23 protein-coding genes, 2 tRNA genes and 1 riboswitch are annotated in these 26,517 nt (G+C 25.9%); of the genes, 21 read left to right on the top strand and 4 right to left on the bottom strand.

The window, feature by feature from the left end; translation table 11 throughout:
- Positions 1 to 147 precede the first annotated feature (147 nt).
- The 5 genes from BM027_RS02370 (at position 148) to BM027_RS02350 (ending at position 6,660) form a co-directional block, all read left to right on the top strand.
- Positions 148 to 2,325: a Tex family protein gene (locus tag BM027_RS02370; RefSeq protein WP_090088450.1), complete on the top strand. Its 2,178-nt coding sequence runs from the start codon at positions 148 to 150 to the stop codon at positions 2,323 to 2,325.
- A gap of 170 nt (positions 2,326 to 2,495) precedes the next feature.
- Entirely contained in the window at positions 2,496 to 2,660 is a 165-nt protein-coding gene (locus tag BM027_RS18415; RefSeq protein ID WP_341465514.1) for a Gfo/Idh/MocA family oxidoreductase, read from the top strand.
- A gap of 20 nt (positions 2,661 to 2,680) precedes the next feature.
- Positions 2,681 to 3,628 (top strand): DMT family transporter, encoded by a 948-nt coding sequence (locus tag BM027_RS02360; RefSeq protein ID WP_090088448.1) that lies wholly within the window; start codon positions 2,681 to 2,683, stop codon positions 3,626 to 3,628.
- 497 nt (positions 3,629 to 4,125) lie between these two features.
- A complete protein-coding gene (locus BM027_RS02355; RefSeq protein ID WP_090088447.1) occupies positions 4,126 to 5,511 on the top strand; it encodes an MATE family efflux transporter in 1,386 nt (461 codons plus the stop codon).
- A gap of 273 nt (positions 5,512 to 5,784) precedes the next feature.
- Positions 5,785 to 5,900, top strand: a riboswitch (FMN riboswitch).
- Between the two features lie 169 nt (positions 5,901 to 6,069).
- On the top strand, positions 6,070 to 6,660 hold the full coding sequence (locus BM027_RS02350) for an ECF transporter S component (RefSeq protein ID WP_090088445.1): 591 nt from the start codon (positions 6,070 to 6,072) through the stop codon (positions 6,658 to 6,660).
- A gap of 61 nt (positions 6,661 to 6,721) precedes the next feature.
- Here BM027_RS02350 and rimI read toward each other — a convergent pair whose 3' ends face one another.
- Genes rimI through tsaE form a run of 3 tightly spaced genes read right to left on the bottom strand, consistent with a single transcriptional unit; the run spans position 6,722 to position 8,323 of the window.
- Positions 6,722 to 7,165 carry a ribosomal protein S18-alanine N-acetyltransferase gene (gene rimI / locus BM027_RS02345; protein WP_090088444.1) on the bottom strand — a complete coding sequence of 148 codons (444 nt, stop codon included), beginning with the start codon at positions 7,163 to 7,165 and terminating at the stop codon, positions 6,722 to 6,724.
- Positions 7,149 to 7,865 (bottom strand): tRNA (adenosine(37)-N6)-threonylcarbamoyltransferase complex dimerization subunit type 1 TsaB, encoded by a 717-nt coding sequence (tsaB, locus tag BM027_RS02340; RefSeq protein WP_090088442.1) that lies wholly within the window; start codon positions 7,863 to 7,865, stop codon positions 7,149 to 7,151. Before tsaB ends, rimI begins: the two co-directional genes overlap by 17 nt.
- Positions 7,862 to 8,323 carry a tRNA (adenosine(37)-N6)-threonylcarbamoyltransferase complex ATPase subunit type 1 TsaE gene (tsaE, locus tag BM027_RS02335; protein ID WP_090088440.1) on the bottom strand — a complete coding sequence of 154 codons (462 nt, stop codon included), beginning with the start codon at positions 8,321 to 8,323 and terminating at the stop codon, positions 7,862 to 7,864. The genes tsaB and tsaE overlap by 4 nt, the downstream gene beginning before the upstream one ends.
- 429 nt (positions 8,324 to 8,752) lie before the next feature.
- Here tsaE and BM027_RS02330 point away from each other — a divergent pair, with 429 nt between their 5' ends.
- From BM027_RS02330 to BM027_RS02290, 9 genes are all read left to right on the top strand, one after another.
- Entirely contained in the window at positions 8,753 to 9,631 is an 879-nt protein-coding gene (locus BM027_RS02330; RefSeq protein WP_090088439.1) for a metal ABC transporter substrate-binding protein, read from the top strand.
- Positions 9,632 to 9,670: 39 nt separating this feature from the next.
- Positions 9,671 to 9,745 (top strand) — tRNA-Trp (locus BM027_RS02325).
- A 328-nt stretch (positions 9,746 to 10,073) separates the two neighbouring features.
- Positions 10,074 to 10,598 (top strand): RNA polymerase sigma factor, encoded by a 525-nt coding sequence (locus BM027_RS02320; RefSeq protein WP_090088437.1) that lies wholly within the window; start codon positions 10,074 to 10,076, stop codon positions 10,596 to 10,598.
- A gap of 18 nt (positions 10,599 to 10,616) precedes the next feature.
- Positions 10,617 to 11,042, top strand: coding sequence for a PadR family transcriptional regulator (locus tag BM027_RS02315; protein ID WP_090088435.1), 426 nt, complete (start codon positions 10,617 to 10,619; stop codon positions 11,040 to 11,042).
- 357 nt (positions 11,043 to 11,399) lie between these two features.
- On the top strand, positions 11,400 to 12,680 hold the full coding sequence (locus tag BM027_RS02310; protein ID WP_090088434.1) for an FtsW/RodA/SpoVE family cell cycle protein: 1,281 nt from the start codon (positions 11,400 to 11,402) through the stop codon (positions 12,678 to 12,680).
- Between the two features lie 306 nt (positions 12,681 to 12,986).
- Positions 12,987 to 14,114: a hypothetical protein gene (locus tag BM027_RS02305; RefSeq protein ID WP_090088432.1), complete on the top strand. Its 1,128-nt coding sequence runs from the start codon at positions 12,987 to 12,989 to the stop codon at positions 14,112 to 14,114.
- Positions 14,115 to 14,371: 257 nt separating this feature from the next.
- Positions 14,372 to 14,971 (top strand): anthranilate synthase component II, encoded by a 600-nt coding sequence (locus tag BM027_RS02300; protein WP_090088430.1) that lies wholly within the window; start codon positions 14,372 to 14,374, stop codon positions 14,969 to 14,971.
- Positions 14,961 to 16,358 (top strand): aminodeoxychorismate synthase component I, encoded by a 1,398-nt coding sequence (gene pabB, locus BM027_RS02295; protein WP_090088428.1) that lies wholly within the window; start codon positions 14,961 to 14,963, stop codon positions 16,356 to 16,358. The genes BM027_RS02300 and pabB overlap by 11 nt, the downstream gene beginning before the upstream one ends.
- A complete protein-coding gene (locus tag BM027_RS02290; protein WP_090088426.1) occupies positions 16,358 to 17,098 on the top strand; it encodes an aminotransferase class IV in 741 nt (246 codons plus the stop codon). Before pabB ends, BM027_RS02290 begins: the two co-directional genes overlap by 1 nt.
- Positions 17,099 to 17,403: 305 nt before the next feature.
- On the opposite strand, the gene BM027_RS02285 is transcribed toward BM027_RS02290, so the two are convergent.
- On the bottom strand, positions 17,404 to 18,471 hold the full coding sequence (locus BM027_RS02285; protein ID WP_090088424.1) for an NAD(P)H-dependent flavin oxidoreductase: 1,068 nt from the start codon (positions 18,469 to 18,471) through the stop codon (positions 17,404 to 17,406).
- Positions 18,472 to 18,647: 176 nt separating this feature from the next.
- On the opposite strand from BM027_RS02285, the gene BM027_RS02280 reads away from it, so the two are divergent.
- The 7 genes from BM027_RS02280 (at position 18,648) to BM027_RS02255 (ending at position 26,456) form a co-directional block, all read left to right on the top strand.
- Positions 18,648 to 18,722: transfer RNA gene (locus BM027_RS02280), tRNA-Trp, on the top strand.
- A gap of 178 nt (positions 18,723 to 18,900) precedes the next feature.
- On the top strand, positions 18,901 to 19,044 hold the full coding sequence (locus tag BM027_RS18135; RefSeq protein WP_175559921.1) for a hypothetical protein: 144 nt from the start codon (positions 18,901 to 18,903) through the stop codon (positions 19,042 to 19,044).
- An 88-nt stretch (positions 19,045 to 19,132) separates the two neighbouring features.
- Positions 19,133 to 19,315 carry an alpha/beta-type small acid-soluble spore protein gene (locus tag BM027_RS02275; protein ID WP_090088422.1) on the top strand — a complete coding sequence of 61 codons (183 nt, stop codon included), beginning with the start codon at positions 19,133 to 19,135 and terminating at the stop codon, positions 19,313 to 19,315.
- Between the two features lie 144 nt (positions 19,316 to 19,459).
- Positions 19,460 to 20,593: a metallophosphoesterase family protein gene (locus BM027_RS02270; protein WP_090088420.1), complete on the top strand. Its 1,134-nt coding sequence runs from the start codon at positions 19,460 to 19,462 to the stop codon at positions 20,591 to 20,593.
- On the top strand, positions 20,583 to 23,324 hold the full coding sequence (locus BM027_RS02265) for an AAA family ATPase (protein ID WP_090088417.1): 2,742 nt from the start codon (positions 20,583 to 20,585) through the stop codon (positions 23,322 to 23,324). The genes BM027_RS02270 and BM027_RS02265 overlap by 11 nt, the downstream gene beginning before the upstream one ends.
- A 211-nt stretch (positions 23,325 to 23,535) precedes the next feature.
- On the top strand, positions 23,536 to 24,432 hold the full coding sequence (locus BM027_RS02260) for a metal ABC transporter solute-binding protein, Zn/Mn family (protein ID WP_090088415.1): 897 nt from the start codon (positions 23,536 to 23,538) through the stop codon (positions 24,430 to 24,432).
- 230 nt (positions 24,433 to 24,662) lie between these two features.
- The gene (locus BM027_RS02255; RefSeq protein WP_090088413.1) at positions 24,663 to 26,456 is read left to right on the top strand and encodes a MutS-related protein; all 1,794 of its coding nucleotides are present in this window, start codon (positions 24,663 to 24,665) and stop codon (positions 26,454 to 26,456) included.
- Positions 26,457 to 26,517 lie beyond the last annotated feature (61 nt).

Genomic DNA, 26,517 nt, shown 5'->3' with positions numbered 1-26,517 from the left:
ATATATATAGAAATCTTGCCTTACGGTTAAATAAGTTTATAATATTAATAGTAAGTCACATTAAAAAAAATAATAGACCAGTAAGCTTGTCTATTATTTTTCTTGAATGTGCTTAAACCCATGTAAACAAGCAACTAGGAGGGAATTATGAATTCGATTGAAGAAAGATTAGCCAAAGAGTTAGAGATAAAATTATCACAAGTTCAAAATGTTATACAGCTTTTAGATGATGGCAATACAGTTCCTTTTATCTCAAGATATAGAAAAGAAGTAACAGGAGGACTTTCAGATGAAGTTTTAAGAAAGCTATTTGAGAGACTCACTTATTTAAGAAATTTAGAAGAAAGAAAAGCAGATGTTACAAGATTAATACAAGAGCAAGAAAAGTTTACGGATGAGATAGCAAAAGCTTTAGAAAAGTCAACAACTTTAACTGAGGTTGAAGATATATATAGACCATATAAGCCTAAAAAAAGAACAAAAGCTACAATAGCTCAAGGAAAGGGATTAAAGCCTTTAGCAGAGTTGATTATAGAAGGAAAATTCAATGGAAATTTAGATGAAGAGGCTTCAATATATATAAGCGAAGAAAAAGGCGTGGTAAGTAGTGAAGAGGCTATTCAAGGAGCTTTAGATATAATAGCGGAAAACATATCAGACGAGGCTAAGTACAGAAAGTATATAAGGGAATTAGTTATAAGAGAAGGAAACATAGAATCCAAGGGAGATTCTAAAGAACCAACTCCATATGAGATGTATTATGATTATAAAGAACAGGTTAACAAAATACCACCTCATAGAATATTAGCTATTAATAGAGGAGAAAAAGAAAAGGTATTAAGCGTTAAAATTACTTCAAATGAAGAAAAGATTATACAATATTTACAAAATCATGTTTTAAAGAAAAATGAAATTTTAGATGAAAAATTAAAACTTGCAATTAAAGATTCATTAAAGAGATTAATTTATCCATCAATAGAAAGAGAAATCAGAAATGAATTAACTGATATTGGGGAAGAAGGAGCTATTAAGATTTTCAAAGAAAACTTAAAGGCATTATTATTACAAGCTCCAATTAAAGGCAAAGTAGTAATGGGATACGACCCTGGATTTAGAACTGGTTGTAAAATTGCAATTTTAGATGCAACAGGAAAGTTCTTAGAAAATACAGCAGTATATCCAACGCTTCCTAGAAGGGATATTGAGGGAACAAAGAAGACTTTAAAAGCTCTTATTACTAAACATAATGTAGATGTTATTTCACTTGGAAATGGAACTGCATCTAGAGAATCTGAAGAGGTAATTGCAGAAATGCTTACTGAAATAAAGAATGAAACAGGAAAAGAATTAGCATATGTAATTGTATCTGAAGCAGGAGCATCAGTTTATTCAGCATCAGAACTTGCAACAAAAGAATATCCGGATTTAGACGTTACAGTAAGAGGTGCAATTTCAATAGGAAGAAGACTACAAGATCCTTTAGCTGAACTAGTTAAAATAGATCCTAAAGCAATAGGAGTAGGACAATATCAACATGATGTTACGCCTAAAAAGCTAGAAGAATCTTTAAAAGGTGTAGTGGAAGACTCAGTTAATAGTGTTGGAGTAAATTTAAACATAGCAACACCATCGCTTTTAACCCATATTTCAGGAATAAATGCAACTATTGCACAAAATATTGTTGCATATAGAGAAGAAGCTGGACACTTTACCTCAAGAAAAGAATTATTAAAAGTAAAGAGATTAGGTCAAAAGGCTTATGAACAATGTGCAGGTTTTTTAAGAGTTGATGATAGCAAAGAACCTTTAGATAATACTTCAGTCCATCCAGAATCTTATATCGTGGCAAAAAAATTAATTGAACTTCTTGGATATAATAAGCAAGATCTTAAGAATAATAAACTAAGTGATATTGATGAAAGAGCAGAAGCTCAAGGGCTAAATAAGTTAAGTGGAACTTTAGATATTGGAGAGCTTACTTTAAAAGATATAATAAAAGAATTAAAGAAACCAGGTAGAGATCCAAGAGAAGAAATGCCAAAGCCAATACTTAAAACTGGAATAATTGAACTTAAAGATTTAAAATCAGGAATGGTATTAGCTGGTACAGTTAGAAATGTATCTGACTTTGGAGCATTTGTAGATATTGGAGTGCATCAAGATGGATTAGTCCATAAAAGCCAAATGGCGAATAGATTTGTAAAGCATCCTTTAGATATAGTAAAGGTTGGAGACATAGTAAAAGTAGCTATATTAGAAGTTGACGAAAAGAGAAAGAGAATATCATTAACTATGAAAGATATTGATGAATCTTTAGAAATATAATTTTATATAAAAATTGTAATAATGGTCTTAAGAATAAAAGAGACATTTTTATTCTTAAGACTTTTTATACATAATATAATAAATTATTTTGTTATATTAAAAGGAGGTGAACTTTAGTGAGGGATTTATACTTATAATACAATCTTTCACTAAAGACAAATAATGATTAAATAGATGCTGTTTATATTGCACTACCCCATGAACTACATAAATATTGGTCAATTGAAGCACTAAGACATAAAAAAGCTGTTTTATGTGAAAAGCCAGTAGGTTTAAATTCAGAAGAAATGAAGAAATTAAAAAAAATTCAATTTAAGATTAAGTTCTTATACTAGACAGGAGAGAAAACTAAAATATGGACAAAACTAAATTTTATACTAATAGAAAAAATATCGTATTATTAGCAACATTATGTTGTGCCTTATGGGGAAGTGCTTATCCTGCAGTGAAAGTAGGATATTCATTATTTAATATAGGTTCAAATGACATAGGTTCTAAATTAATTTTCGCTGGATATAGATTTGCGTTTGCAGGTCTTTTGGTGCTTTTATTAGAAAAAACTAAAAAGAAAAACATATTTAATTTTTCTGCAAAACAATTTGGACAAGTAGCACTGCTTGGATCAACGCAAACAGCAATTCAATACATATTTTTTTATGTCGGTTTAGCTTATACTACAGGAGTTAGAGGCTCTATAATAAATGGAACAGGAACTTTTGTAAGCATTATATTAGCACATTTTATTTATAAAAATGATAAACTTAACTTTAATAAAATATTAGGATGTGTTATAGGATTTATTGGGGTAATTATTGTTAACTTAAATGGAGAATCAATTATGAGCAATTCTTTCACATTTAATGGGGAAGGATTTATTATGATTGCAGCAATTATTTTTGCAGCTTCAGCAATATATGGTAAAAAAATCACTCAAAACCAAGATGCATCAATAGTTACAGGATATCAATTATTTATAGGTGGGCTTATATTAACAATTTTAGGTTTAACTTTAGGTGGAAGTCTAAGAGGATTTACTTTAAAATCTACATCATTGTTAATATATATGTCATTACTATCATCAGTAGCATTTGCTATTTGGGCACAATTATTAAAATATAATAAGGTAGGGATGATATCAGTATTTAACTTTCTAATACCTGTATTTGGAACATTATTATCATCAATATTCCTTGGTGAAAATATATTTGATATTAAAATTTTAATAGCGTTAATACTTGTATGCTTAGGTATATTTTTAGTTTATAGAGTAAAAAAGGATACAGGTTCCACGCTGAAACTTTAAGTTATGTATGCAATCTACCAAAATAAAGGTCATGCATTTGTTTAGGTTACTGAAGATTTTGATGGGTGATTCTAAGATTACAAGTTGTGCCCAAAGTGCTTGCTTTAAAGACAAGCATATTTGGAACAACTTATAATCTAAGAATCATAGCTATCAAAATTTTTTAATGTAACACTTTAACAAAAGCATGACCTTTATTACTAGTTTGAATGTATTTTAAAAGTATAAGTTTAATTTTCATTAGCGATATGAAAGAAATAACAAGTCAAAGATGCGATGTATGTTTTGCACAATGGTAAGTAGGTACAATACAAAATGAAACTTTTCAGATGAACCAGGTCCACAATGAAAAATTATTAGAAATACAATGTATTTTGAAATATATAAGGATAAAAAAATTATCCTAAAATTATTGACATATTAAGGAGATAGTTTTACTATGAAAGTAGTAGTACAAAAAGTACTACTTAAAACAAAGGCGAGAATGAGGATAAAATATGATTAAAAAAATTTTTAAAAAGAGTCCATATTTAAGTACTATGTTAGCAATAGCAATACCAGTTTCTATTCAAAGTTTATTTCAAGCTTCGTTAAGTATTATTGATCAAGTTATGGTTGGACAACTTGGAGAAAATGCAATTGCAGCTGTAGGGCTAGGATCAAGATTCCCAAATATTTTTATAATAACTTTAAATGCTATTGGTGCTTCAACTTCTATTATGATATCTCAATTCTGGGGTAAAAAAGACAAGAAAAATATAGCACGTTCATTTGGCGGAAATTTGTTTATTGGATTTGCTATAACTTTAATATTTTCTGTACTTTCGTTAGTTTTTCATCATCAAGTATTAGGTTGTTATACAAAAGATGCTAAAGTAATTGAGTTAGGAAGTGAATATCTTAAAATTAATGCAGTTGGATATATACCAATACTTTTAATTACTATGTATTCATCAGTTTTAAGAAGCACAGAACATGTTAAACTACCTATGTTTGCAGGAATATTCGGAATTTTAATGAATACGATATTAAATTATATTCTTATATTTGGTAAGTTCGGACTACCCAAAATGGGAGTACAGGGTACTGCTTATGCTACAACTATAACTAGAACTTTAGAAGTTGCAATACTTGTTGCATGTATATATATAAGGAAATATCCAGGAGCATTTAAAATAAAACAAATATCTGATTTATCAGCTAATTTTATAAAAAAGATTATTGTTATAACTACTCCAATATTAATAAATGAATTTTTCTGGGCAGTAGGTGAAACAATGTATTCTATTGTATATGGAAGAATGGGTACAAGTGAAGTTGCATCTATGACATTAACATTTCCAATACAAAGCTTAAGTATAGGTTTATTCTCAGGAGTTAGTGTTGCAGCAGGAATCATGATAGGAAACAAACTTGGTAAAGATGAAAATGATGAAGCATTTAAATATTCAAGAAAGTTTGTTCACTTAGGCCTTGCAGGGTCAGCAATATTTGGAGTTTTGCTAATTTTATTCTCTAAACTATATGTAGTTATATTTAATATATCTGACAATTTAAAAGATTGTACAATTAAGCTATTAATTATGTTTGCACTGGTATTATGGATTAAAGTTTCAAATATGATTATAGGCGGTGGAATTTTAAGAAGCGGTGGACAAACTAAGTACACATTATATTTAGATATGTTTGGAACATGGGGAATAGGAGTTCCAATGGGCTTTATTTCAGCATTTATTTTTAAACTTCCTATTGAATGGGTTTATTTATTACTTTCAAGTGAAGAGCTTGTAAGATTAATTATTGGACTTAAATTAATGTATTCAAAAAAATGGATGGCAAATATTACTGAAAGAGATATAGAAGAATGTAAAATTAGTCAATAGTCATAATAGTATTATGAAACAATATAATATGAGAGAAAATATTTTTATTTACGTTATATAAGGTGTAAGAGCTTTTATAAGAATGTTAGATATGAGATAGATTTTATGAAATCTAATGAAATGAATTATGTTAAGAGATTGAAAAGAGGTAAAGAAGATGCTTTAGAATTTATATTGGATGATATTATAGTTAATTTAGAAAAGTAGATTTTAATATATATAAGTATTGTCAAAATTATAACAAAGTTATATAATTAAAGTAATAAAAATAAAATATATCTTCAGGGCAGGGTGTGAATCCCTACTGGCGGTACAGCCCGCGAGCTATTTTTAGCAGATTCGGTTAAATTCCGAAGCCAACAGTATAGTCTGGATGAAAGAAGGTAACCTATTAGGAATTAAGATTTTCTTTATTCTTATTTATTTGAGTATGTGCCCTGATGTATTTTACATCAGGGCTTTTTGCTTACTTTATTATAAGTATATAAAATAAGAATATATTGAAAATGAAAAACCTAATAAGCTACACCAAGAAGATAATTTTTGGGAGGCAAAAATATGAATAAAAACACAAACAAATTAATTAAAATTTCTTTATTATCAGCAATAGCACTTATACTTAGATATATCGAGTTCCCAATAATTCCTATATTTCCATGGCTTCAAATGGACTTAAGCGATGTTCCAGCATTATTAGGTACATTTGGATTTGGACCTTTAGTAGGGGTGTTAATAGAATTAATAAAAAATATTTTAATAGTAATAATAAAGGGAACTGGTTCAGGCTTTGTTGGAGAAGTTGCAAACTTTTTAGTTGGAGCTTCGCTAGTATTACCAGCTGGACTTGTATATCATAGAAATAAAAGTAAGAAAACTGCAATATTAGGAATGTTTTTAGGTGGAGTTTGTATAGAAATAGCTGGTATTATAGCAAATGTATATTTCTTGTTGCCAGCATATGGAATGCATATGGAAAGTGCTGATTTATTAAAATATATTGTTTGGGGATTATTACCTTTTAATGGAATAAAAGCAATTATGGTATCTATATTAACATATATTTTATATAAAAAAATATCAGTTTCAATTTTTAAAGTAGAACCGAATTTTGGAAGTTCAAAAAAGAATACAAAGACAATAACAGAATAAGTCACATGAAAGTAATGTGGGTGTATCAAAATGATTTTTAAAATCATTTTGATACACCCACTTATTCATCTATACGCCACATTATTATAGCATCTTCTTTATTATCTTCATAATATCTTTTTCGAATACCATTTTGTGTAAATCCATATTTATTATATAAGCATTGGGCAGCATTATTGCTAGCTCTTACTTCTAAAGTAAATGATTTACTTCCTTTACGTTTAGTATGTGCAATTAATTCTTCTAATAATTTAGAAGCTATTTTTTGATTTCGATAGTTAGGATGGACTGCAATATTTGTTATATGTGCTTCATCAAGTATTAGCCAAGCACCAGCAAAACCTATAACTTTATTTTGGTCTTTAGCTACAATATAATTTGCTAATGGATTTGATAATTCTTGAATATAAGAATTTTTACTCCAACAAAGTGAAAAACTTAGCGAGCTAACTTCTAGTACACCATCTATATCATCTTCAGTTATTAAATTAGTTGTTACTTGCATTACTTAGTTTCATCCTTTTTTCATATTCTCTTTCAGCTTGAGGCTTTTTTAAATAAAATGGAGCTGAATTAGGATCATCACATTGACCATTTTTTAACATTTTAATGCCAAGTTCACCTAAAGAAGAAGCTCTTATTAAATTAAGGTGATTTGGTGGGAAGTAACAATTAGAACAGTTTTCTACTAGGTACTCTTTATTATTAATTAATCCATCACCTATAAACATAACTTTTTCACCTTTAGCATTAAGAATATCAACAAGCTCATTAACATCTAAAGCAGAGTAGTCCATTATTTTTTCCAAACTACCGTTGCAACTTCTGTATAATGATGTATATACGTTATTCCTTAATGCATCCATTACGGGACATATAATTCCATCAAATGAAGCAATACTAAAAGCAAGGGCATCTAAACTAGATATGCTTACATATGGTTTATCACTTCCAAAACTTAAACCTTTTACAGTAGCCATACCAATTCTAAGTCCAGTAAAAGAACCAGGCCCTTTAGAAACAACAAATCCATCAATATCATCAATATTTAAGTTGTTATTTTTTAATAAATCTTGAATTATGGTCATTAATATAATAGAATGTTCCTTTTTATCATTTAAAATTATCTCACCTAATAATTTATCATCATTCATTAAAGCAACAGTAGCAACTTTCGAAGATGAATCTAAACTTAGTACAATCATATTTCCAACTCCTTTATATAATCATATCTTTCTCCATAAGAGGTTAAAGTAATTTTCCTATAGTTGTCACCATTGTTAAAGTCTTTCTCTATATTTATATGCAAAAAATCCTTTGGTAGAATTTCTTCAATATAATTTGCCCATTCTATAATAGAAACTCCATCTGAAAAAATATAATCGTCAAATCCAATTGCATAAATTTCATCTGGATCATTTACCCTATAAACATCAAAATGATATAATTTCAATCTACCTTCTTCATATTCATTTACAATTGTAAATGTTGGACTTGTAATATTTTCATGAATGTCTAACCCAAGTGCAATTCCTTTTGTAATATGAGTTTTACCAGTACCTAAATCTCCTGTTAGACAAACTATATCTCCAGGATTTAATAGTTTACCTATTTTAATTCCTAATTTAGTAGTATCATCTATACTGCAAATATTAAATTCCATAAAACAATTCCTTTCCAAGTGAGAATACAAACGTTATGTTTGTTCTCTCAAACTTACTCAGCTAGCATATGTGAGCTGAGTTTCAATATAATTCCCCATCCTTTTATTTTATCTAATTTTTTTATAAAAGCAAATCTTATAGTTAAGATTTATAGCAAAATAAGAAAGAAATTTAACTATATAAGGCATCTTTAAAAAATAAACAGTATAATTTATCTGTATGTATTATAATAAATGAAGATTTATTGATATACAGAATATATAGGTTGAGTTTGTAATAAATTTATATACACTTTTTTTTATTAATTGGTATAATAGAATATGTAATGTATATATATAAAGTGATTATTAGAAACTATAGTTGTTGAATAAATATTAAGCTTACAAAAAAATATAGAAAATTTAAAAGAATTTTCGGAGGTGAATCATTTGAAAAAGATTACCTTTATTATGATTATAATAACGATTGCTTTTTCATTGGGAATAAGTGTGTTTTCAAGTCCTTTGTTAGCAAATACTGAAAACAATCCAAAGGATGCACGAGATAAATATTTAAATATAATTACTGTTAATAAACCACAGTATAAAATGGTTAAAAAAATTGTTAAAGATAAACATAATGTAGAATATATGTTTACAGATGAAAAGGATATTAATGAATTTAAATATACTAGAGAGGTTATTCAAAATGTCTCTAATATGGATTTGTTTATATATTCTGGAACAAACTTTGAACCATGGGCAAATAGTTTCATTGATGAGTTAAAAAAAGGTAAAATTGGAATAATAAATTTATCTAGAGGGATAAGACTTTTAAATTATGATGTAAATGCTGTATCAAAAGAAAATCCTTATTATTTTGAGGGCTTAGAGGCATATAAGGTAGCTTTATATAATGTTAAAGCAGCGATTCAAGATAGAGATCCTGAAAATAGAGATTATTATGAAGAAAATTATAAAAATGCTGTAAAAGAATTAGATGATAATATAAAACCTTATGAAAAGAAAATAAAAAGTCTAAGTGATTATACATTTGTGGCTTTGAATAATAATTTTGATTATTTAAGTAAAGATTTAGGATTAAATGTAATTAGATTAGATAATCATGAGATTTCTGAATTTATAAAACTTAACAATTTAGATGAAAAGAAGCTTGTTATATTAAAAGATGGAACTGAAAAGGAAGCTATGGATTTATCTAAATACAAAGTGGTGGATTTATGGAAATATGATGGAAATATGTCCTTTGATGACTTAATTTTATATAATATAAAAGAATTAACAGATATAATAATACAAAATAGTTGATTTTTTTTAAATTATATTATATAATGATTATTGTCCTAAAGGGGTATGGCTCAACGGTAGAGTAGTGGTCTCCAAAACCATTGGTTCTGGGTTCAAATCCTAGTGCCCCTGCCAAAATTGTCGTAGCACATTGTGCTACGGCTTTTTTTATTTGTCTAAAAATAAATGCTGTAAAGCTAGTGAGAGAACCTTACATTTTGATAAACTTCAAGAAGTTAGAGCAAAATATATATTTGAATAAATATTAATTTAATAATGGTAAAAGCTTAATGTGAGGATAACAAGTCCAAACATTGAGCTTTTTATGTTTTAATATATTAAGTATAAAACAGTGTAAAGAAAGATGTACAAGCATAAAATGTTAGACATCATAATAAAAATATTTTTTTGTGAAACAAAATACATAAAGTAGATATCATTAGTAGTGTAAGGGGTGTGAAATTTGGAACAAAACAATATAGAAGAAGTACTTACTGATATATATAACATTACGTATGACGATGTACTTAGATATGTGGTATCTAAATGTAGGAGTAGTAGTGATATAGCTGATTTAATGCAAAATATATATTTGAATTTTTATAAAGCATTAAAAAATAAAAGAGAGATACTTGAACCAAAGAAATATTTAATTAGAATTGCAAGAAATGAAATATATAAGCATTATGGAATTTTAAAAATGGCACAAAATTATGTTCCTGTATTTTCTAGTGATGACGAAATGGAATTTCAGAGGTTTGAATGTAATTTAAAAATTGAAAGTGATTATGAGTCTAAATTATTATGTAAAGAAATATGGAATTATTTAGAAAAGAAAGATTTACTTACTTTTAAAATATTCATTTTATATTTTAAGAATGACTTAAAAATAAAAGATATAGGTAAAAGTCTTAATATAAGCGAATCTACTGTTAAAAATAGATTATATAGAACAATGAATGAGATGAATAATGAGTTTAATATATGATGGCTAGGAGGGTATCATTTGAAAAAAGAAGAGTTGATAAAAGAAGCAATTAATAAGAATTTAGAAAACAAGGAATTAATCTTAAAAAATATATTGAATACAGTAAGAGAAGAAGAAAAAATAAATTCCCAAAAAGAAGATCTAAATGTTTTAATACTATCCCTTATTAAAAGAAAAGATATGTATGGATATGGAGTTATTAAAGAATTAGAGATTAAGTCAAGAGGTACTTTTTCTATGCAAGAAGGTGAAATCTATCCAATATTACACTTATCAGAAGAACAAGGATTTTTAGAATCTTATTGGAAAATAGAAGATGATAATATAGAAAAAAAATATTACAGATTAACCAAACAAGGGAAAACATTTCTAAAAAATAACGCAGAAGGTATTAATAATATCAGAATGTTAAAGAGCTTTAGAAATTTAGAAAAGATAACATAATTATTTAGGCTTTGTTTTAGCAACGTGTTGATATTGTTATATAAAGCTCATGGACTGTGAAATTCACTTTAAGAACTCTAAAATGAATATTAATACTATTAATGCATGTTCCCAATCAAAGATTGTGACAAGCAATTAATAGTACAAATATTCATTAAGAGTTCTACAAAGCAAATTTCAATGCCAGTTCGCTATTATATAACAATATCAACACTCATAGCGTTATCTAAAAACAAAACCTGAATAAAAAATATTCAGTTTAGAATTTTTTGAGTGTTAAATTAAGGATAATATTAAGGCACAGTTTGGATTTATTATTTTCTTTCATGTGCTTAATTAAGTGAGGAGATAAGATATATGTCTATAAAAAATAATGATGAAATTAACAATTATATTAATGATGTATGTTTGCAAGTAAAAAATAGAAGAGTGCATAAGGAAATAAAAAATGAATTAGTGGCACATTTAGAAGAAAAAACTAATGAGTATATAAGGTTAGGAGAACATGAAGATGAAGCTTTAAAAAAGGCAATTAATCAAATGGGTTCATCTAAACAGGTTGGAAGTGAACTTAATACTGTTCATAGATCTAATCCAGAATGGAGTGTAATAGTGTTAAGCGTTGTATTAGCCTTATTTAGTATTGTTATAATGAGCTTTTTTCAGTGGAATGGATACTTTGAAAAATTTTCTGGGTATATATCTAAAAGAAATAATATATTTAACATACTTGGGATATTATGTTTAGTAGGAGCATGTTTTATTGATTATAGAAAGATAAAAAAATACTCAAAATATATTTATATAGTTGGATTATTAGGTATAAGTATAACAGTATTTGGAGATTCTCCAATTGCTAATGGCGTGAAACAGTGGATACAAATAGGAACAATTACTATTAACATGGGATATGTTGCTCCAATGTTAATAATTGTTGCATTATCAGGTATATATGATAATTATAATTGGAATAGTAAAATGAAAATTATAACAGGAGTACTACTTGGGATAGTACCAATAATTTTAATTGTAAAAACAAACTCATTATGTAGTATTTTAATTTATGCAATTTCATTATGTTTATTAGTATATTTATCAAAAGCAGGTAAAAAGATATTATCATTATTTATTGGAATTCAAACTTTAATTATGATTTTAACAGGTAGAGGTTTTCAATCAATTTTAAATTATATTGATATTAACGGTAACGAATATATTTATAATCAACTAAAAATAATAAGGGATTCTTCAGTATTAATTGGGAAAGCAACAAATTTTGAAAAGAATATAATTCCTGACTTTTATGCAGATTATATCCTTTCATATATAATATATAATTTTGGATGGATAGCTGGGATTATAGTTATAACAATAATAGGAGCGTTGCTAATAAGAATAATTAAAGTAGCATTATGTGTAAAGAATTCTTATGGAAAATCTTTGGTTTTAGGAGTTGTAGCTATAATATCGTTTCAATTTATTTGGAATGTATTACTCAACTTTGGAATTACTATCATTGGTGCACCATTGCCATTTATAAGTTATGGTGGAACAAGTATGATTGTAAATATGTTAATAGTTGGCATTATAATTAATGTATATAAAGGCAGAAGTATATCTAAAGTAGAACTTGAATAGACATGCATACTGGTCTATTATTTTTTTGAATGTGTCTTAGTGATTCTATATGAATACTAATGGAGAAATTACGACATAGTTTTGAGATGCTGTTCAATTAGATAAAACTAGTGAACCTAAATAATTTATTTCATTATATGGATATGTAAACAATTCTGTAGGGAGCACTTTATTTGGTATAATTTATGTATTTATTGTCAAGGTTCATATTAACTAGTTATTTGTTAATATGATTTAACTAAGTTTTATATTATGAATGAAATGATGGAATGCTAAATTAAAAAGTGAGAATGGAGAATTTTATTAGTGAAATATAATTATTGGAAGAGATTGATAACAATGTTGATTGTGATTATAGTAATTTGTAATTTACATTTAGTATCAGTATTTGCAAGTGATTTAAAACAAGTAGTAGCAAATAAAGGAGGCTATACGCCTATAAGTAATAAGCTTATGGGTTGGAAACAAATTAATTGGGGATGTAACCCGCTTACTCAATTAAATATAAGATTTATTAGTTTGTTTAGTGATAAAATTAGTAAATTAACTGTATTTAAATTAAATAATAATTTAAATACAGTAGTAAACACAAAGAAAACAAATACAAGTTCAAAGAAGTACAAAACACATATAAATTTAGCTGATGTACCTTTGAGTGATAAAATAATATCAGATCCAGAAAGTGATAAGCTAAAAAATGATAAGGTAAAAGATAATGAAGATATTACAGAAAACAAGATCTCTCCAAAGGATTCAACTAATGTAAATATAGAAAATAATAAAGATACATCTGAAATATTAGGAGAAACAAGTACAGAAGAAAAGGTATCAACTAAAACAGATGAAGTAGTAGAATCAAAAAAACTGATAATAGGTACAATTACTTATGGGAAACCAAATGAAAAAGAACTGGCAAAAGTATCAAATGGTAACTTTATATATGATGACCCAAAACAAGGGATAACAACACTTACCATAGGTAAAAAAGTATTTACCTATGGTAAAAACACAAATTCTAAAAATTACTTTAATCAGCCCAGTGAGTTAGTAAATTTAATTAATAAGATGCCTTACTATACTGCATGTAATAATAATGGTGTAATTCAAATATATATACCAAATGGTGAAAAAATGACTGTTGCAGATGGGCTTAAAATTATACAAGAACCTATAGGGGGAAAAGATAGGGTATTACCAACTAAATTTATTATAGGTAATTCTACATTTACATATATAAGCGATTCTATTGCTAAAGGAAATAACTTCAACAATATCGAAAGTTTAAGAAATCTTATTGATGGGTTAAATAATCTAAATGCAGAGATAATAGATAACAAAATAATAATCACAGCAGAAAAATCATCATATATAGGAAATAACATAATTTTAAAAGTTGAAAACCCTGGAGAAGATTGTGCAGTAAATGTAAATTAATTTTATACTATGATAAGGTGGTTTTTTATATTTTTCAGAATAATAAATTTGTATAGCTGTCTTTATCAATTATATAGAGTTTAATTGTCATAGGTCAGATTGAAATACAACAACTAAATTAGAATATATATGTTCTAAAAATTATTCTTCATTTAGATTTATTCAAGGTACTTAGAATTTATCTAGAAGTTAATTCTATAAATAAAGAATTATATTACTTAGAACTTATATAATAAAATGGAGGTAATAATTTATTAATGTTATTAATGTTAGATAATTATGATTCTTTTGTATTTAATCTTGTAAGATATTTTGAGGAATTAGGAGAAAAAGTTATTATATATAGAAATGATAAAATAGATTTAGATGCAATTAAACGGTTGAAGGTTGATGGAATAATAATATCACCAGGACCTAAATCTCCAAAGGATGCAGGCGTAAGTTTGAAAGTTATAGATGAATTCAAAGACAAATTACCTATTTTAGGAATATGTTTAGGTCATCAATGTATTGGGTATTATTTCGGTGGAGAAATAATTAAAGGTAAAGAACCAGTCCATGGAAAAGTAACAAGTGTAGTACATAATAATATGGGAATATTTGAAAATGTTAAGAATCCACTTAAAGTAACTAGATATCATTCACTAATAATAAATAGTCAAGCGATACCTAATGAATTAGAGATCACATGTAAAACAGATGATGATGTAATAATGGGAATAAAGCATAAACAATATCCTATTTATGGTGTTCAATTTCATTCTGAGGCAGAAATGACGGAGGAAGGTCATAAGATATTAAATAATTTCATAAAAATAGTGAAGAATTTTAAAGGAGGAAGGAATTATGGAAATTAATTTAAGAGAAATAAAAACAGACCTAAATCCTTTAGATGTTTATTATATATTTAAAGAGGAAGAAAATACTATACTTTTAGATTCTTCAAAAGAAGATGTACAGCTATCTAAGTTTTCATTTATAGGGATAAACTCTTTTTTAATATTTGAATCAAAAAATAATGAGATATATATTAATGATAAAAAAACGTCAGGAGATCCGTTTTATGAGTTAGAAAAATTAATACATAAATATAAAATTTCTTTTGATTTGCATAAAGACATACCATTTATATCTGGATGTATAGGTTATATATCTTATGATGCAGGTAGAATACTTGAAGAGCTTCCAAACACAACTTTAGAAGATTATAATATTCCACATATGCGTTTTATATTCTACAAAAATTTAATTGTATTTGATTTGTTAAAAAATAAAAAATATATAACGTCATTAGATATAAATAATGAATCAGAAAAGTTAAATGAAGAATCAACAAATCCAAGTGATGAATCAGAAAAACTATTGGATGAAATAGAAAATAGAATATTAACTGCAACTTCATTAAATGAGATTGAAATTGATCAAAAGGAAAAAAGGTTTAGTTCAAATTTTACTAAAGATGAATACAAATTGGCAATTAAAAAATTAAAAGATTATATTGTAAGTGGAGATGTTTATATTGCAAATATGACACAAAGGTTTTGTATTGAAAATTTTGATGAATCAATTGATATATATAGAAAGCTTAGATCTATAAATAAGGCTCCATTTTCTGCTTATATGAATTTTAATGATTTTCAAGTTATTAGTTCATCACCTGAAAGATTTATTCAAATTATTGATAGAAAAGTCCATACAAGACCAATAAAAGGCACTAGACCTAGAGGAATGACAAAAGAAGAAGATTTCCAAAATAGATTAGAATTAATAAATAGTGAAAAGGATAAAGCAGAATTATTAATGATTGTAGATTTAGAAAGGAATGATTTAAGCAAGGTATGTAAAAATAATTCTATCAATGTTACAGAGCTTTTTAAAGTTGAAGAATATGCAACAGTGTTTCATTTAGTTTCTAAAATAGAAGGTGAATTAAAAGATTCTATATCTTCTATACAGTGCATAAAGGAATGTTTCCCAGGCGGTTCAATTACAGGAGCTCCCAAAATAAGAGCTATGGAGATTATAGAAGAATTAGAAGGTATTAAGAGAAATATTTATACTGGTTCTATAGGATATTTTGATTTTAGAGGGAATTCAGATTTTAATATTGTAATTCGGAGCATTATTAAAAAAGATAATAAGGCTTATTTTGGAGTAGGTGGAGGAATTACTTATGATTCTATTGAAGAAGATGAGTATAATGAAACTTTAGATAAAGCAAAGGCTTTAAGGAGGGTTTTATAATGAGAACACTTAGATTTGAAGAAAAGAATATTACTTTAGATGAAAGTGTTATTTTTGGTAGAGGCGTATTTGAAACTATATTAGTTAATGACAAACCAGTATTATTTAATGAACATATAGAGAGACTTAATAAAGGTATTGAAGTTTTAGACATTGGTGAAAAAGTAAAAACAGATATGTTACTTAATAATATATATAATTTAAAAATAAAAAATTGTGCTCTTAAAATTATTGTTACACCTAAAAATATAATTATGATTAAAAGAGATTTATTATATAAAAAAGAGGATTATATTAAAGGCTTTAAGTTAAAAATATCCGATGTTAGTAGAAATTCGACTTCTCCATTGACATATATTAAATCAATAAATTACATAGATAATATCATGGAAAATAAGAAATGCAAAAAAGAAGGGTTTAATGAAGTTATTTTTTTAAATGAAAAAGGTTATGCAACAGAGGGAAGTACTAGCAATATCTTTATGGTAAAAGATAAAATAATTTATACACCAGAAATTAAATGTGGGTTACTAAAAGGAATAGTTAGGGATTGCATAGTTAAAAATAATTTTTGTGTAGAAAAAGAAATAACAATTGAAGAATTGTTGAAATCTGATGAGGTCTTTATTACTAATAGTTTAATAGGTATAATGAAAGTTACATCTATTAACAATACAATTTTTAATAATCACAGTATCACTAATGATATCAAAGAAAAATATTACAAATCAATAACATAATCGGGGTTATTTAACGATATATAAAAATAAAATTAAAGTGATTCTTTGTATAGTTTATAAATAAGATTATTTTTGTACTTTACGCACATAAAAGAAAATAACAAATAAGTATACTTGTTATTTTCTTTTATGTGTTTTAGTATTCTTAATAAAGATATATGTCTATATATTAAAACATAGAATGGTTTTAATATACAAAATTTATATAATGAGGAAAATAATCGTATTTTTATATAAATGAAGGCGCTGTCTCAAATAATATTTAAATAATTTTGAGATAACACCTTCATTTAATTATATTTTAATTAAGCATCTTTAAGTTCTGATACTAATTCATCCATAAGTTCTTGTACAGTAGTTATTTTATTAATTCTACTCGCATTTTCACCACAGAAAATAAGTCCTTCATCAACATTTCCTTTTACAGAATTTATTAATGCATTACTTATGCAGTAAGGGGTTTCTGCTGGATTACATGGAGTTAAACAATTATAACATTTAGTTATCTTCTGTTTACCAGAAAGAGTCTTTTCAACAAATTTATTTTTAATAGCTCTACCTGGCATTCCTACAGGACTCTTAACTATTACTATATCTTCTTTTGAACAATTTATATATGCATCTTTGAAAGCTTGTGATGCATCACATTCTTCAGTAGCAACAAACCTTGTTGCCATTTGTACACCACTTGCACCTAACTTAAGATATTTAGCAATATCATATCCATCATAAACTCCACCTGCAACAACAACAGGAATTTCTTTACTATATTTTTCACTATATTTTTTTGTTTCTTCAATTATACTTAATATAGTATTATCATAATTTATAGTTTCATTTTCTAAGTCCTCTAATTTAAAACCTAGATGCCCACCAGCTTTTGGTCCCTCTATAATTATTAAATCTGGAGCTACATTGTCATGTTTATCCCATAATTTTAAAATTACCTTTGCAGCTTTTAGAGAAGAAACAATAGGAGCAAGTTTTACATTTGAACCTTTTGCTATTTTAGGTAACATAGTAGGAAGTCCAGCACCAGATATTATTAAATCTATACCAGCCTCTATTGCTACTTTTATATGTTCAGCATAGTTGCTACTTGCAACCATTGCATTAATACCAATTATCCCATTAGGTGCTTTTGATTTTGCAAGGAGAATATGTTTTTTTAAAGCTATTAAATTTGATTTTAAAGGTTCTTTTTCAAAATTATCATCTTCATATCCTATTTGAGCAGCAGAAATAATTCCGATGCCTCCAGCATTTGCTACAGCTGAAGCAAGTTTAGAAGATGAGACACCTATTCCCATTCCACCTTGTATAATAGGGATACGAGCAATTAAATTTCCTATTTTAAGTGAATTAAATTCCATTACACATTTATCCTTTCATACTAACTTTGACAATAAAATATTTTGACAATCAAAGCTTTTTACTATATTATAATGTAATATTTAATACTAAACAACCCATTAAAAAAATAATATAATATTAATATTTTATTATTATTGACATAATTATTACAAATATGATATAATAAAAATGTCTTAGGGGTATGGCTCAACGGTAGAGTAGTGGTCTCCAAAACCATTGGTTCTGGGTTCAAATCCTAGTGCCCCTGCCATAGTAAAAGAGAAAGTTAGAATATAAAAATTCTAATTTTCTCTTTTTTTAATTTAATTTTAATTTGAGTTGATTTATTTAAACTGTACATAATAATAAAATATAGTGTACTATAATATTTATATAAAAAAGAATACTTATATAAACATTATAGTATGCAATGATTAAGGGATATATACATGAAATTTAAAATTTTGGAACCTATAATTTATTTAAAAAATGTTTACAAACAATATATAAGTGAGCGAGAAGATAGTGAAAAAATTTTAGGCATATTAAAAGGAATAAATTCATTTATTTACCAAGAATATATTAATTCATAATGGATAACATAATAGTGTAGAAAGGAAATGCATAAAGTAGTTCTTATCTACAAATCAAATATACCACAAAGCCGAGGAGGGGATTGTTATGGCAAAAAGCGTATTAGTTCCAGAAGCAAAGCAAGGGTTAGCTAGATTAAAGAACGAAGTAGCTAGTGAAATTGGAGTACCATTTAAAGATTATAATGGTGATCTAAGTTCCAGACAATGTGGTTCCGTAGGTGGCGAAATGGTTAAAAGAATGGTAAAGGAATACGAAAGTACAATTTAATAAATTATTGTAAAAATAGTTTAAACGTATTCCAAAGCGGAGGGTACACTACATTTTATGTGGTGTATCCTTTGTTTTGTTGTCTTTATAGATATAATAATTTATGGTAAAATGAGAACTAAAGTTCGATGAAAAGGTGATACTATGAATAAAATAAGAATTTTACATACTGCCGATTTACATTTTGATACGCCATTTAGTGGAATGCCTCATAATCAAGCCTTAAGGAGCAAAGAAGAATTAAAAGAGGTTTTTAATACAATAATAGATATTACGTTGGAAGAAAAAGTAGATATTTTATTAATTGCAGGAGATATTTTTGATAATTTATCTGTAAATAAAAGTACACTTTATTTTATTAAAAATTGTTTCGAAAGAATAAATAAAGTTAAAGTTTTCATAAGTCCTGGAAATCATGATCCATTTAATGAAAGATCATTCTATAATATTGTAGATTGGCCTGAAAATGTACATGTTTTTAAAGGTGATATGAAAAAAGTTGTTATAGAAGATTTAAATACTGTTGTGTGGGGAGCTGGATTTAATTCAACTTATATAGAAGAATCTTTATTAAAAAACGTTAAAAGAATTGAAGGATATAACAATATAATGCTTCTTCATGGAGAAATTACATATTTAGGTCAAAACAATTCTTACAATCCTATTACTGAAATAGAAATAGGAGAAAGCAATATGGATTATATAGCATTAGGTCATAGGCATAAGTACTCAGATATTAAAAAGATAAAAAACACTTACTATAGTTATAGTGGATGTCCCCAAGGAAGAGGATTTGATGAACTTGGAGATAAAGGTGTTGTATTAATAGATGTTTTAGATAAATATTGTGAGTTTAAATTTATTAAAACATCACTTAGAAATTATTATGAAAAAGAAATTAATATAGATAACTGTTTTACTTATAACGAAATAAAGGAAAGAATCTTAAATTCAATAGAAGAAAAAGATATAAGAAATAACTGTTATAAAATAATTTTAATTGGAGAAATTTCTGAAGAATTTAATTTAAAAGAAGAATTAATAGAACAAGCATTGAAAAATGATTTTTATTTTATAAAGATAATAGATAAGACTGAAGTTAAATTAGATATGGATGAATTATTGAAAGGTTATTCAATAAAAAGTATATTTGCAAAAAAAATGTATGAAGAATTAGAAAAGGCTGAGACAGAAGAGGATAAAGAAATAATAAAATTAGCTTTAAAGAAGGGACTACAAAGCTTATCTGGAGAAGAGGTGAGAGACTATAATTATTAAAAAAGTTAATATTGAGTATTTTGCTGGAATTAAAGGAAAAATATTAGATTTTAAAGATGGATTTAATTTAATTTATGGAGAAAATGAAAAAGGTAAAAGTACAATTGAAAATTTTATAAAAATATGGCTTTATGGTTTTGACAGCAATAGAGGCAAACTTAATGATAGAAAAAAATATACTCCTTTAACTGGCGAAAAAATATGTGGGGAATTAACAGTAGAGCAAGATGAAAAAATATATATAATAAGAAGAAGTTTTGGATTAACCAAAAAAGAAGATAAATGTGAAATATTAGAGGAAGTAACAGGAGATATTATAGAACTTAAGTATAATAATGAACCTGGAAAGAACTTTTTTAAAATAAATTCATCTACATTTACTAAAACACTTTTTATAAGTCAACTTGGAGTTATGTTTAGTAAAGATAAAGAAGAAGAAATAATGGAGAAAATAACTAATATATATAATTCTGGAGAAGAAAATATATCTGTGCGAAAGGCAATTGAAACTCTAGACAATGGAAAAAAACAATTAGTTACTACTAGAAAATTAGGAGAATTAGATTTATTGAGGGAGAAAAGGGATTCTCTTAAGGAAGAAGTATGGGAAGGCTATAAACTTGCAGAAGAAAATATTGAAAATGAAGAAGATCTATTAAAGAAAAAAAAATTAAAAGAGTATATTAAAGAACAAACTCAAAATTTAGATTTATATAAAAAATATATGAAGAAAGTTAAGCTTCAAGATGATTATAAAGAGATTACGGAGTATTTAAGAAAAGGAGAAGAACTTAGAAAAAAAGAAGAAGATATAAATATACAACTAAAAAAAAGTAATCAAATTTTAACACAAGAATTTTTAGAGGAAGTTAATAAAGAATATACACGATATTTAAGTTTAGCAGATGTAAGACAAGAAAAAGTAGAAGGACTTTATGTGTTAGAAGAAGCCTTAAAAGATAAGAATAAAGAATTTAAAGATTACCAAGCATTTAAGGACATTGAAGAAGATAATATAAAAGAAAAAGTATATGTTTTAAAAATAGAACAAGAAAATCTAAAAGAAAAAATAAATATGTTTAATAGTATTGAAAATTCCATAGAACAGTTAAAAAAAGAATTAAAAGCTCAAGAAATGATGGTTGGAGATTTAAAATGGTTTTCTAAATATAGAAGTGAAATAGATGAATTAACAACTTCTTATAAAGATGGCTTGAAAGAATTAAAATATAAAATAGAAACTCAATCAGATAACTATGGATCAAGTAATACTATGAGCCATATTAAAAAGAAGATTATGATGATATATATTTTATCAATAATAGGAATAATACTACTTTTATTTGGAATTATTAGACAAAATATTCCGATGATAATTATTTTAATACCTATTTTTATTTTTTTGATTAAATTTTATTTGAAGTATTATGTAATTATTAAAAGCAAAGAATTAAGTGAAAAAAATGCAAAAGATATAAAAGATATAAAACAAAGAGTAGATAAGGATGAAAGAAAATTAAATTTATATATAGAAGAAATTAATTGTAAAAGCTATGAACAGTTTATAAAAAAAGTAACTAAATATGATTCTTATAAAAATTATGAAGAAAATATTATTTTACATATAAAAAAGAGAACAGAAGAACTAAATAATATAAACTTTAATAATTTAAAACAAAAATATGATAAAAACGAAAGTATAATATTTTCTTTGTTTAAAGTTTTTGGATGTAAATCTTTGCAAGAAATATTAGATAATATAAGTATATATGAAAAATTAAAAAAAGAATTACTACCTTTAGAATATGAAATAAATGTTATTAAGTCTGAGATAAAAACAATTAGTGTTCAATTACAGGAGAGAGAAGATGATTTAAGAAAAAAAACAGTTGGAATGGGAATGGATAATATAGATATATTAGATTTTCATATTAGATTAAAGGAGTATAAAGAAAAAATAAATCAGATGCAAGAAATTAAAAGTAACCTAAGTAGTATAGAAGAAACCTATAAGGTATTATTAAAAGATAGAGATATTAATGAAATAAAAGAAGAAATGAAAGAATTAATAAGCAATAATATAGAATATTCATATCAATCGGATGAAGAAATAGATAAAGAGTTAAGAAAAAAATCTGAAGAACTGTTAAAGGTAGAAAAAGAAATAAAAGATTTAGAGCATAGTATAGAGAAAATATATTTAGGTAAAAGAGAGCTTTCAACAATAGAAGAAGAAGTTACCATTATTGAAGAAAAAATTAATAAGGGAGAAAAAGAATTTAAAGCATTAGAGTTAGCTAGTTGTAAGCTACAAGAAGCTTTTGGAGAAGTAAGAAAAAATGTAGGTCCTCAATTAAATAGTAAAGTTTTAGATAAATTTAATTTTTTAACTTTGGGTGGATACAGAGAGGCTAAAATTTCTGAAGATTATAAATTAAAAGTTAGAAATGATAAAACTTTATTTGATGGGGATATACTAAGTAATGGAGCTAGAGATCAGTTATATTTATCATTAAGATTATCATTTATAGAAATGTTATTTAATAATAAAAATGTACCAATATTTTTAGATGATGCTTTCGTACAATATGATGATGAGCGAAGAGAAAAAGCTTTAATGTTACTAATTAATGAAAACTTTAATCAAACAATATTTTTTACTTGCCAAGGAATAGAGGAAAACATTTTAGATAAGAATAATATAGAGTATAACTTGATTAAATTGAGTTAAGGCATATGAAAGAAAATAACAAGTCAAATATACTAGCATACTGACTTGTTATTTTTTTGAATATAGCTAAGTATTAAGAATATTTAGCAACTTTAAATATTAAAAATAATTATAATATCTAAGTTAAATCTTCATTATTATAATTTGACAAATATAAAATAATAAGGTAAAATAATTGCAAATGCCAATCATATGCAAAGAGGAGAAAAATATGAAAAAAATTATATCAGCACTGTCATGCATACTAATTAGCACTTTTTTAATTAGTTGTGCAACAAAAAAAGCATCACCACAAAATACAGATGATAATAATCATAAAGTTAAAGTTATGGTGTCAATATATCCGTTAAAGGAATTCACAGAAAAGATAGGTGGAGATAATGTTGAGGTTAATTGTCTAGTGCCAGATAATATGGAACCTCATGACTATGAGCCTAAAACTAAGGACTTTGAAAATTTAATTAATAGTGATGCTTTTATTTACAATGGATTAGGGATGGAAAGCTGGGCTGATCAAGTAAATAATGTGTTAGATGGTAAGAAAGTATTAGTAGTAGATTCTAGTAAAGGTGTTGAAATCAGAAAAGAGGGAGAGTTAGTAGATCCTCATTCATGGTTAGGTTTGACACAAGCAAAAAAACAATGTGAAAATATAAAAGATACACTTATAAGTTTAGATGAAAAAAACAAACAAGTTTATGAAGATAATTATGAAAGTTTTAAATTGGAATTAGAATCATTATATAATGAATATTTACCTAAGTTTGAATCTTTGGCTAAAAAAGATTTTATAACAGGTCATGCAGCATTTGGATATCTGTGTAGAGATTTTGGATTAACGCAAAAATCTGTTGAAAATTTATATGGAGAGGGAGAACCAACTCCAAAAGAATTAGAGAGTTTAGTTAATTTTTGTAAAGATAATAAAATAAAAACTATTTTTTCTGAGTCTTTAGCAAGTCCTAAAGTTTCAGAAACATTAGCATCAGAAGTAGGAGCTAGTGTTGTACCTATATACACATTAGAATCTAAAGAAGACAATAAGAGCTATTTAGAAGCTATGAAAAGTGACTTAGAAGAAATATATAATTGTTTAAGTCAAAAATAAAGTAATTATTAAAACATATTCATATTAGGTATATTAAAGAAAATAATAAGTCAAAGATGCCTACATGAAAATATAGTGAGCTGTATCAAAATAGAAAATTATTTCTATAATGAGACAGCTTATTTTTTACACATATTAACATGAAATATGGTAAAATTATATTATTATAGAGCGTTTTAAAGAACTAGCAGGAGCTATTTTAAAAAAATACCGATGGTAAAGGAGAGTATATGATTAAAGCAAAGGATTTTTATGAAAACAATGTAGAAAAGAATAGTAAAAAAAGTAATGTGCTTTTAAAGAAAATAAACATAATAAGTTGGAGTAGATTGATTATAGTTATTGCTATGATGTTAATAGATTATTTACTATATAAAGCTGACAAGTATACATCACTAATATTTAATAGTTTATTTTTTATTTCTATTTTTATTGGAGTAGCATTATATCATAATATTAAATTAGAAGATAAAAAAAGAATTGATGTTATGATAGATATTAATCAAAAAGGATTAAAAAGATTATCAGGTGAATTTAGAAAGTCAGAAGATAATGGAAATGAGTATTTGGATTACAATCATCCATTTATAAGTGATTTAAACATATTTGGACAAAATTCAATTTTTCAATGGATTAATTCAACTGTAAGCATAGGTGGAAGAGAAAAATTAGTTGATTTATTAAGTTTAAAAGAAAATTTAAATAAGAATGAAATACTAGAAAAACAATGTGCTATAAAGGAATTAGGAGAAAAGGTTGAGTGGAGACAAAAGTTTATTTTAGAAGGATCTTTAAAGAAATCGTCAGATAGAAAACTAGAAGAATTAATTGAATGGGGAAAGAAAAAAGGTTCTATGAATTTTATAACCATTATAATTAGCTGTATTTTTATATTTATAAATTTTTCTTCAATATTTTTAGCAGTAGTAAATATATTGCCAGTATCATTTCTTTTACTTGTATTTATGATTGACTTTATTGTTATTAAATTTTTAACTAAAGATATAAATACAGATATTGAATTATTCAATAATATAAAAAACAATATTAAAGAATATAGTGAACTACTAGCATTGATTCAAGATGAAGAGTTTAATTCTAACTACTTAAAAAAACTAAAGAATAACTTAAGTAATAATGATATAAGTTGTAAAATTGAAATGAAGAAAATTTCTAATTTATTAGATTGGATAGGAGATAGTTCGTATAATGCATTTTATTTAATACTAAATATATTGATATTTTCTGATGTGTTTATTATGAGAAATTTAGCACTGTGGAGAGAAAGAAATGGAGATAATATTGATACATGGTTAAAAGTGATGAATGAATTTGATGCATTAAATAGTATAGCTAATATTTCTTTTGACAATTGTGATTGGACATGTCCATCTATTTTAGATAGTAATGAAATATATGGAAATGAAATAGGGCATCCTTTACTTGGTGATATAGCAGTTAAAAATACTTTTTCGTTAAAAGATCAACAAAAAGTAGCTTTAATTACTGGCTCTAATATGTCGGGTAAGAGCACATTTTTAAGAACATTAGGGTCTAACTTAGTTCTTAGCTATATAGGAGCTCCTGTTAATGCACAAAACTTTAGCTGTGGAATTATGAGTATATATACATGTATTACAACTAAGGATAACTTAGAAGAGAGTATTTCTTCATTTTATGCGGAAATTTTAAGGATAAAAACATTAATAGAGGCATGTAAAAGAGGAGAAAAAGTATTTTTCCTTTTAGATGAAATATTTAAAGGCACTAATTCAAAAGACAGACATACTGGAGCAATAGTTTTAATTAATCAATTGATAAAGTATGGTGGTATAGGACTTGTTTCTACTCATGATTTAGAACTTTGTGATTTAGAGAATCAAGATAAAAAAATAATAAATTATAATTTTAGAGAATTTTATAAAAATAATAAAATTCATTTTGATTATAAATTAAGAAAAGGAAAAAGTGAAACTCAAAATGCAATTCATTTAATGAAACTAGCAGGAATAGAATTAATATAAGGCATATGAAAAGAATAATAGTGAAAATATGCATCATATTCACTAGTTATTTTTTTAAAAA

The sequence above is a fragment of the Clostridium uliginosum genome (assembly GCF_900112485.1).
Classification (GTDB): Bacteria; Bacillota; Clostridia; order Clostridiales; family Clostridiaceae; genus Clostridium; species Clostridium uliginosum.
Note: the sequence above shows the minus strand (reverse complement) of the source record. Positions and strands in the feature narration are given on the sequence as shown.

Excerpts from the sequence above, each read along its gene's own strand:
- BM027_RS02285 (WP_090088424.1), bottom strand. The coding sequence starts at position 18,471 with ATGGAATTTAATTCACTTAAAATAGGAAATTTAATTGCTCGTATCCCT.
- rimI (WP_090088444.1), bottom strand. The coding sequence starts at position 7,165 with ATGCAAGTAACAACTAATTTAATAACTGAAGATGATATAGATGGTGTA.
- pabB (WP_090088428.1), top strand. The coding sequence starts at position 14,961 with ATGGAAATTAATTTAAGAGAAATAAAAACAGACCTAAATCCTTTAGAT.
- BM027_RS02370 (WP_090088450.1), top strand. The coding sequence starts at position 148 with ATGAATTCGATTGAAGAAAGATTAGCCAAAGAGTTAGAGATAAAATTA.
- BM027_RS02355 (WP_090088447.1), top strand. The coding sequence starts at position 4,126 with ATGATTAAAAAAATTTTTAAAAAGAGTCCATATTTAAGTACTATGTTA.
- BM027_RS02260 (WP_090088415.1), top strand. The coding sequence starts at position 23,536 with ATGAAAAAAATTATATCAGCACTGTCATGCATACTAATTAGCACTTTT.
- BM027_RS02310 (WP_090088434.1), top strand. The coding sequence starts at position 11,400 with ATGTCTATAAAAAATAATGATGAAATTAACAATTATATTAATGATGTA.
- BM027_RS02350 (WP_090088445.1), top strand. The coding sequence starts at position 6,070 with ATGAATAAAAACACAAACAAATTAATTAAAATTTCTTTATTATCAGCA.
- BM027_RS18135 (WP_175559921.1), top strand. The coding sequence starts at position 18,901 with ATGAAATTTAAAATTTTGGAACCTATAATTTATTTAAAAAATGTTTAC.
- BM027_RS02275 (WP_090088422.1), top strand. The coding sequence starts at position 19,133 with ATGGCAAAAAGCGTATTAGTTCCAGAAGCAAAGCAAGGGTTAGCTAGA.
- BM027_RS02360 (WP_090088448.1), top strand. The coding sequence starts at position 2,681 with ATGGACAAAACTAAATTTTATACTAATAGAAAAAATATCGTATTATTA.
- BM027_RS02290 (WP_090088426.1), top strand. The coding sequence starts at position 16,358 with ATGAGAACACTTAGATTTGAAGAAAAGAATATTACTTTAGATGAAAGT.
- BM027_RS02255 (WP_090088413.1), top strand. The coding sequence starts at position 24,663 with ATGATTAAAGCAAAGGATTTTTATGAAAACAATGTAGAAAAGAATAGT.
- tsaB (WP_090088442.1), bottom strand. The coding sequence starts at position 7,865 with ATGATTGTACTAAGTTTAGATTCATCTTCGAAAGTTGCTACTGTTGCT.
- tsaE (WP_090088440.1), bottom strand. The coding sequence starts at position 8,323 with ATGGAATTTAATATTTGCAGTATAGATGATACTACTAAATTAGGAATT.
- BM027_RS02270 (WP_090088420.1), top strand. The coding sequence starts at position 19,460 with ATGAATAAAATAAGAATTTTACATACTGCCGATTTACATTTTGATACG.
- BM027_RS02300 (WP_090088430.1), top strand. The coding sequence starts at position 14,372 with ATGTTATTAATGTTAGATAATTATGATTCTTTTGTATTTAATCTTGTA.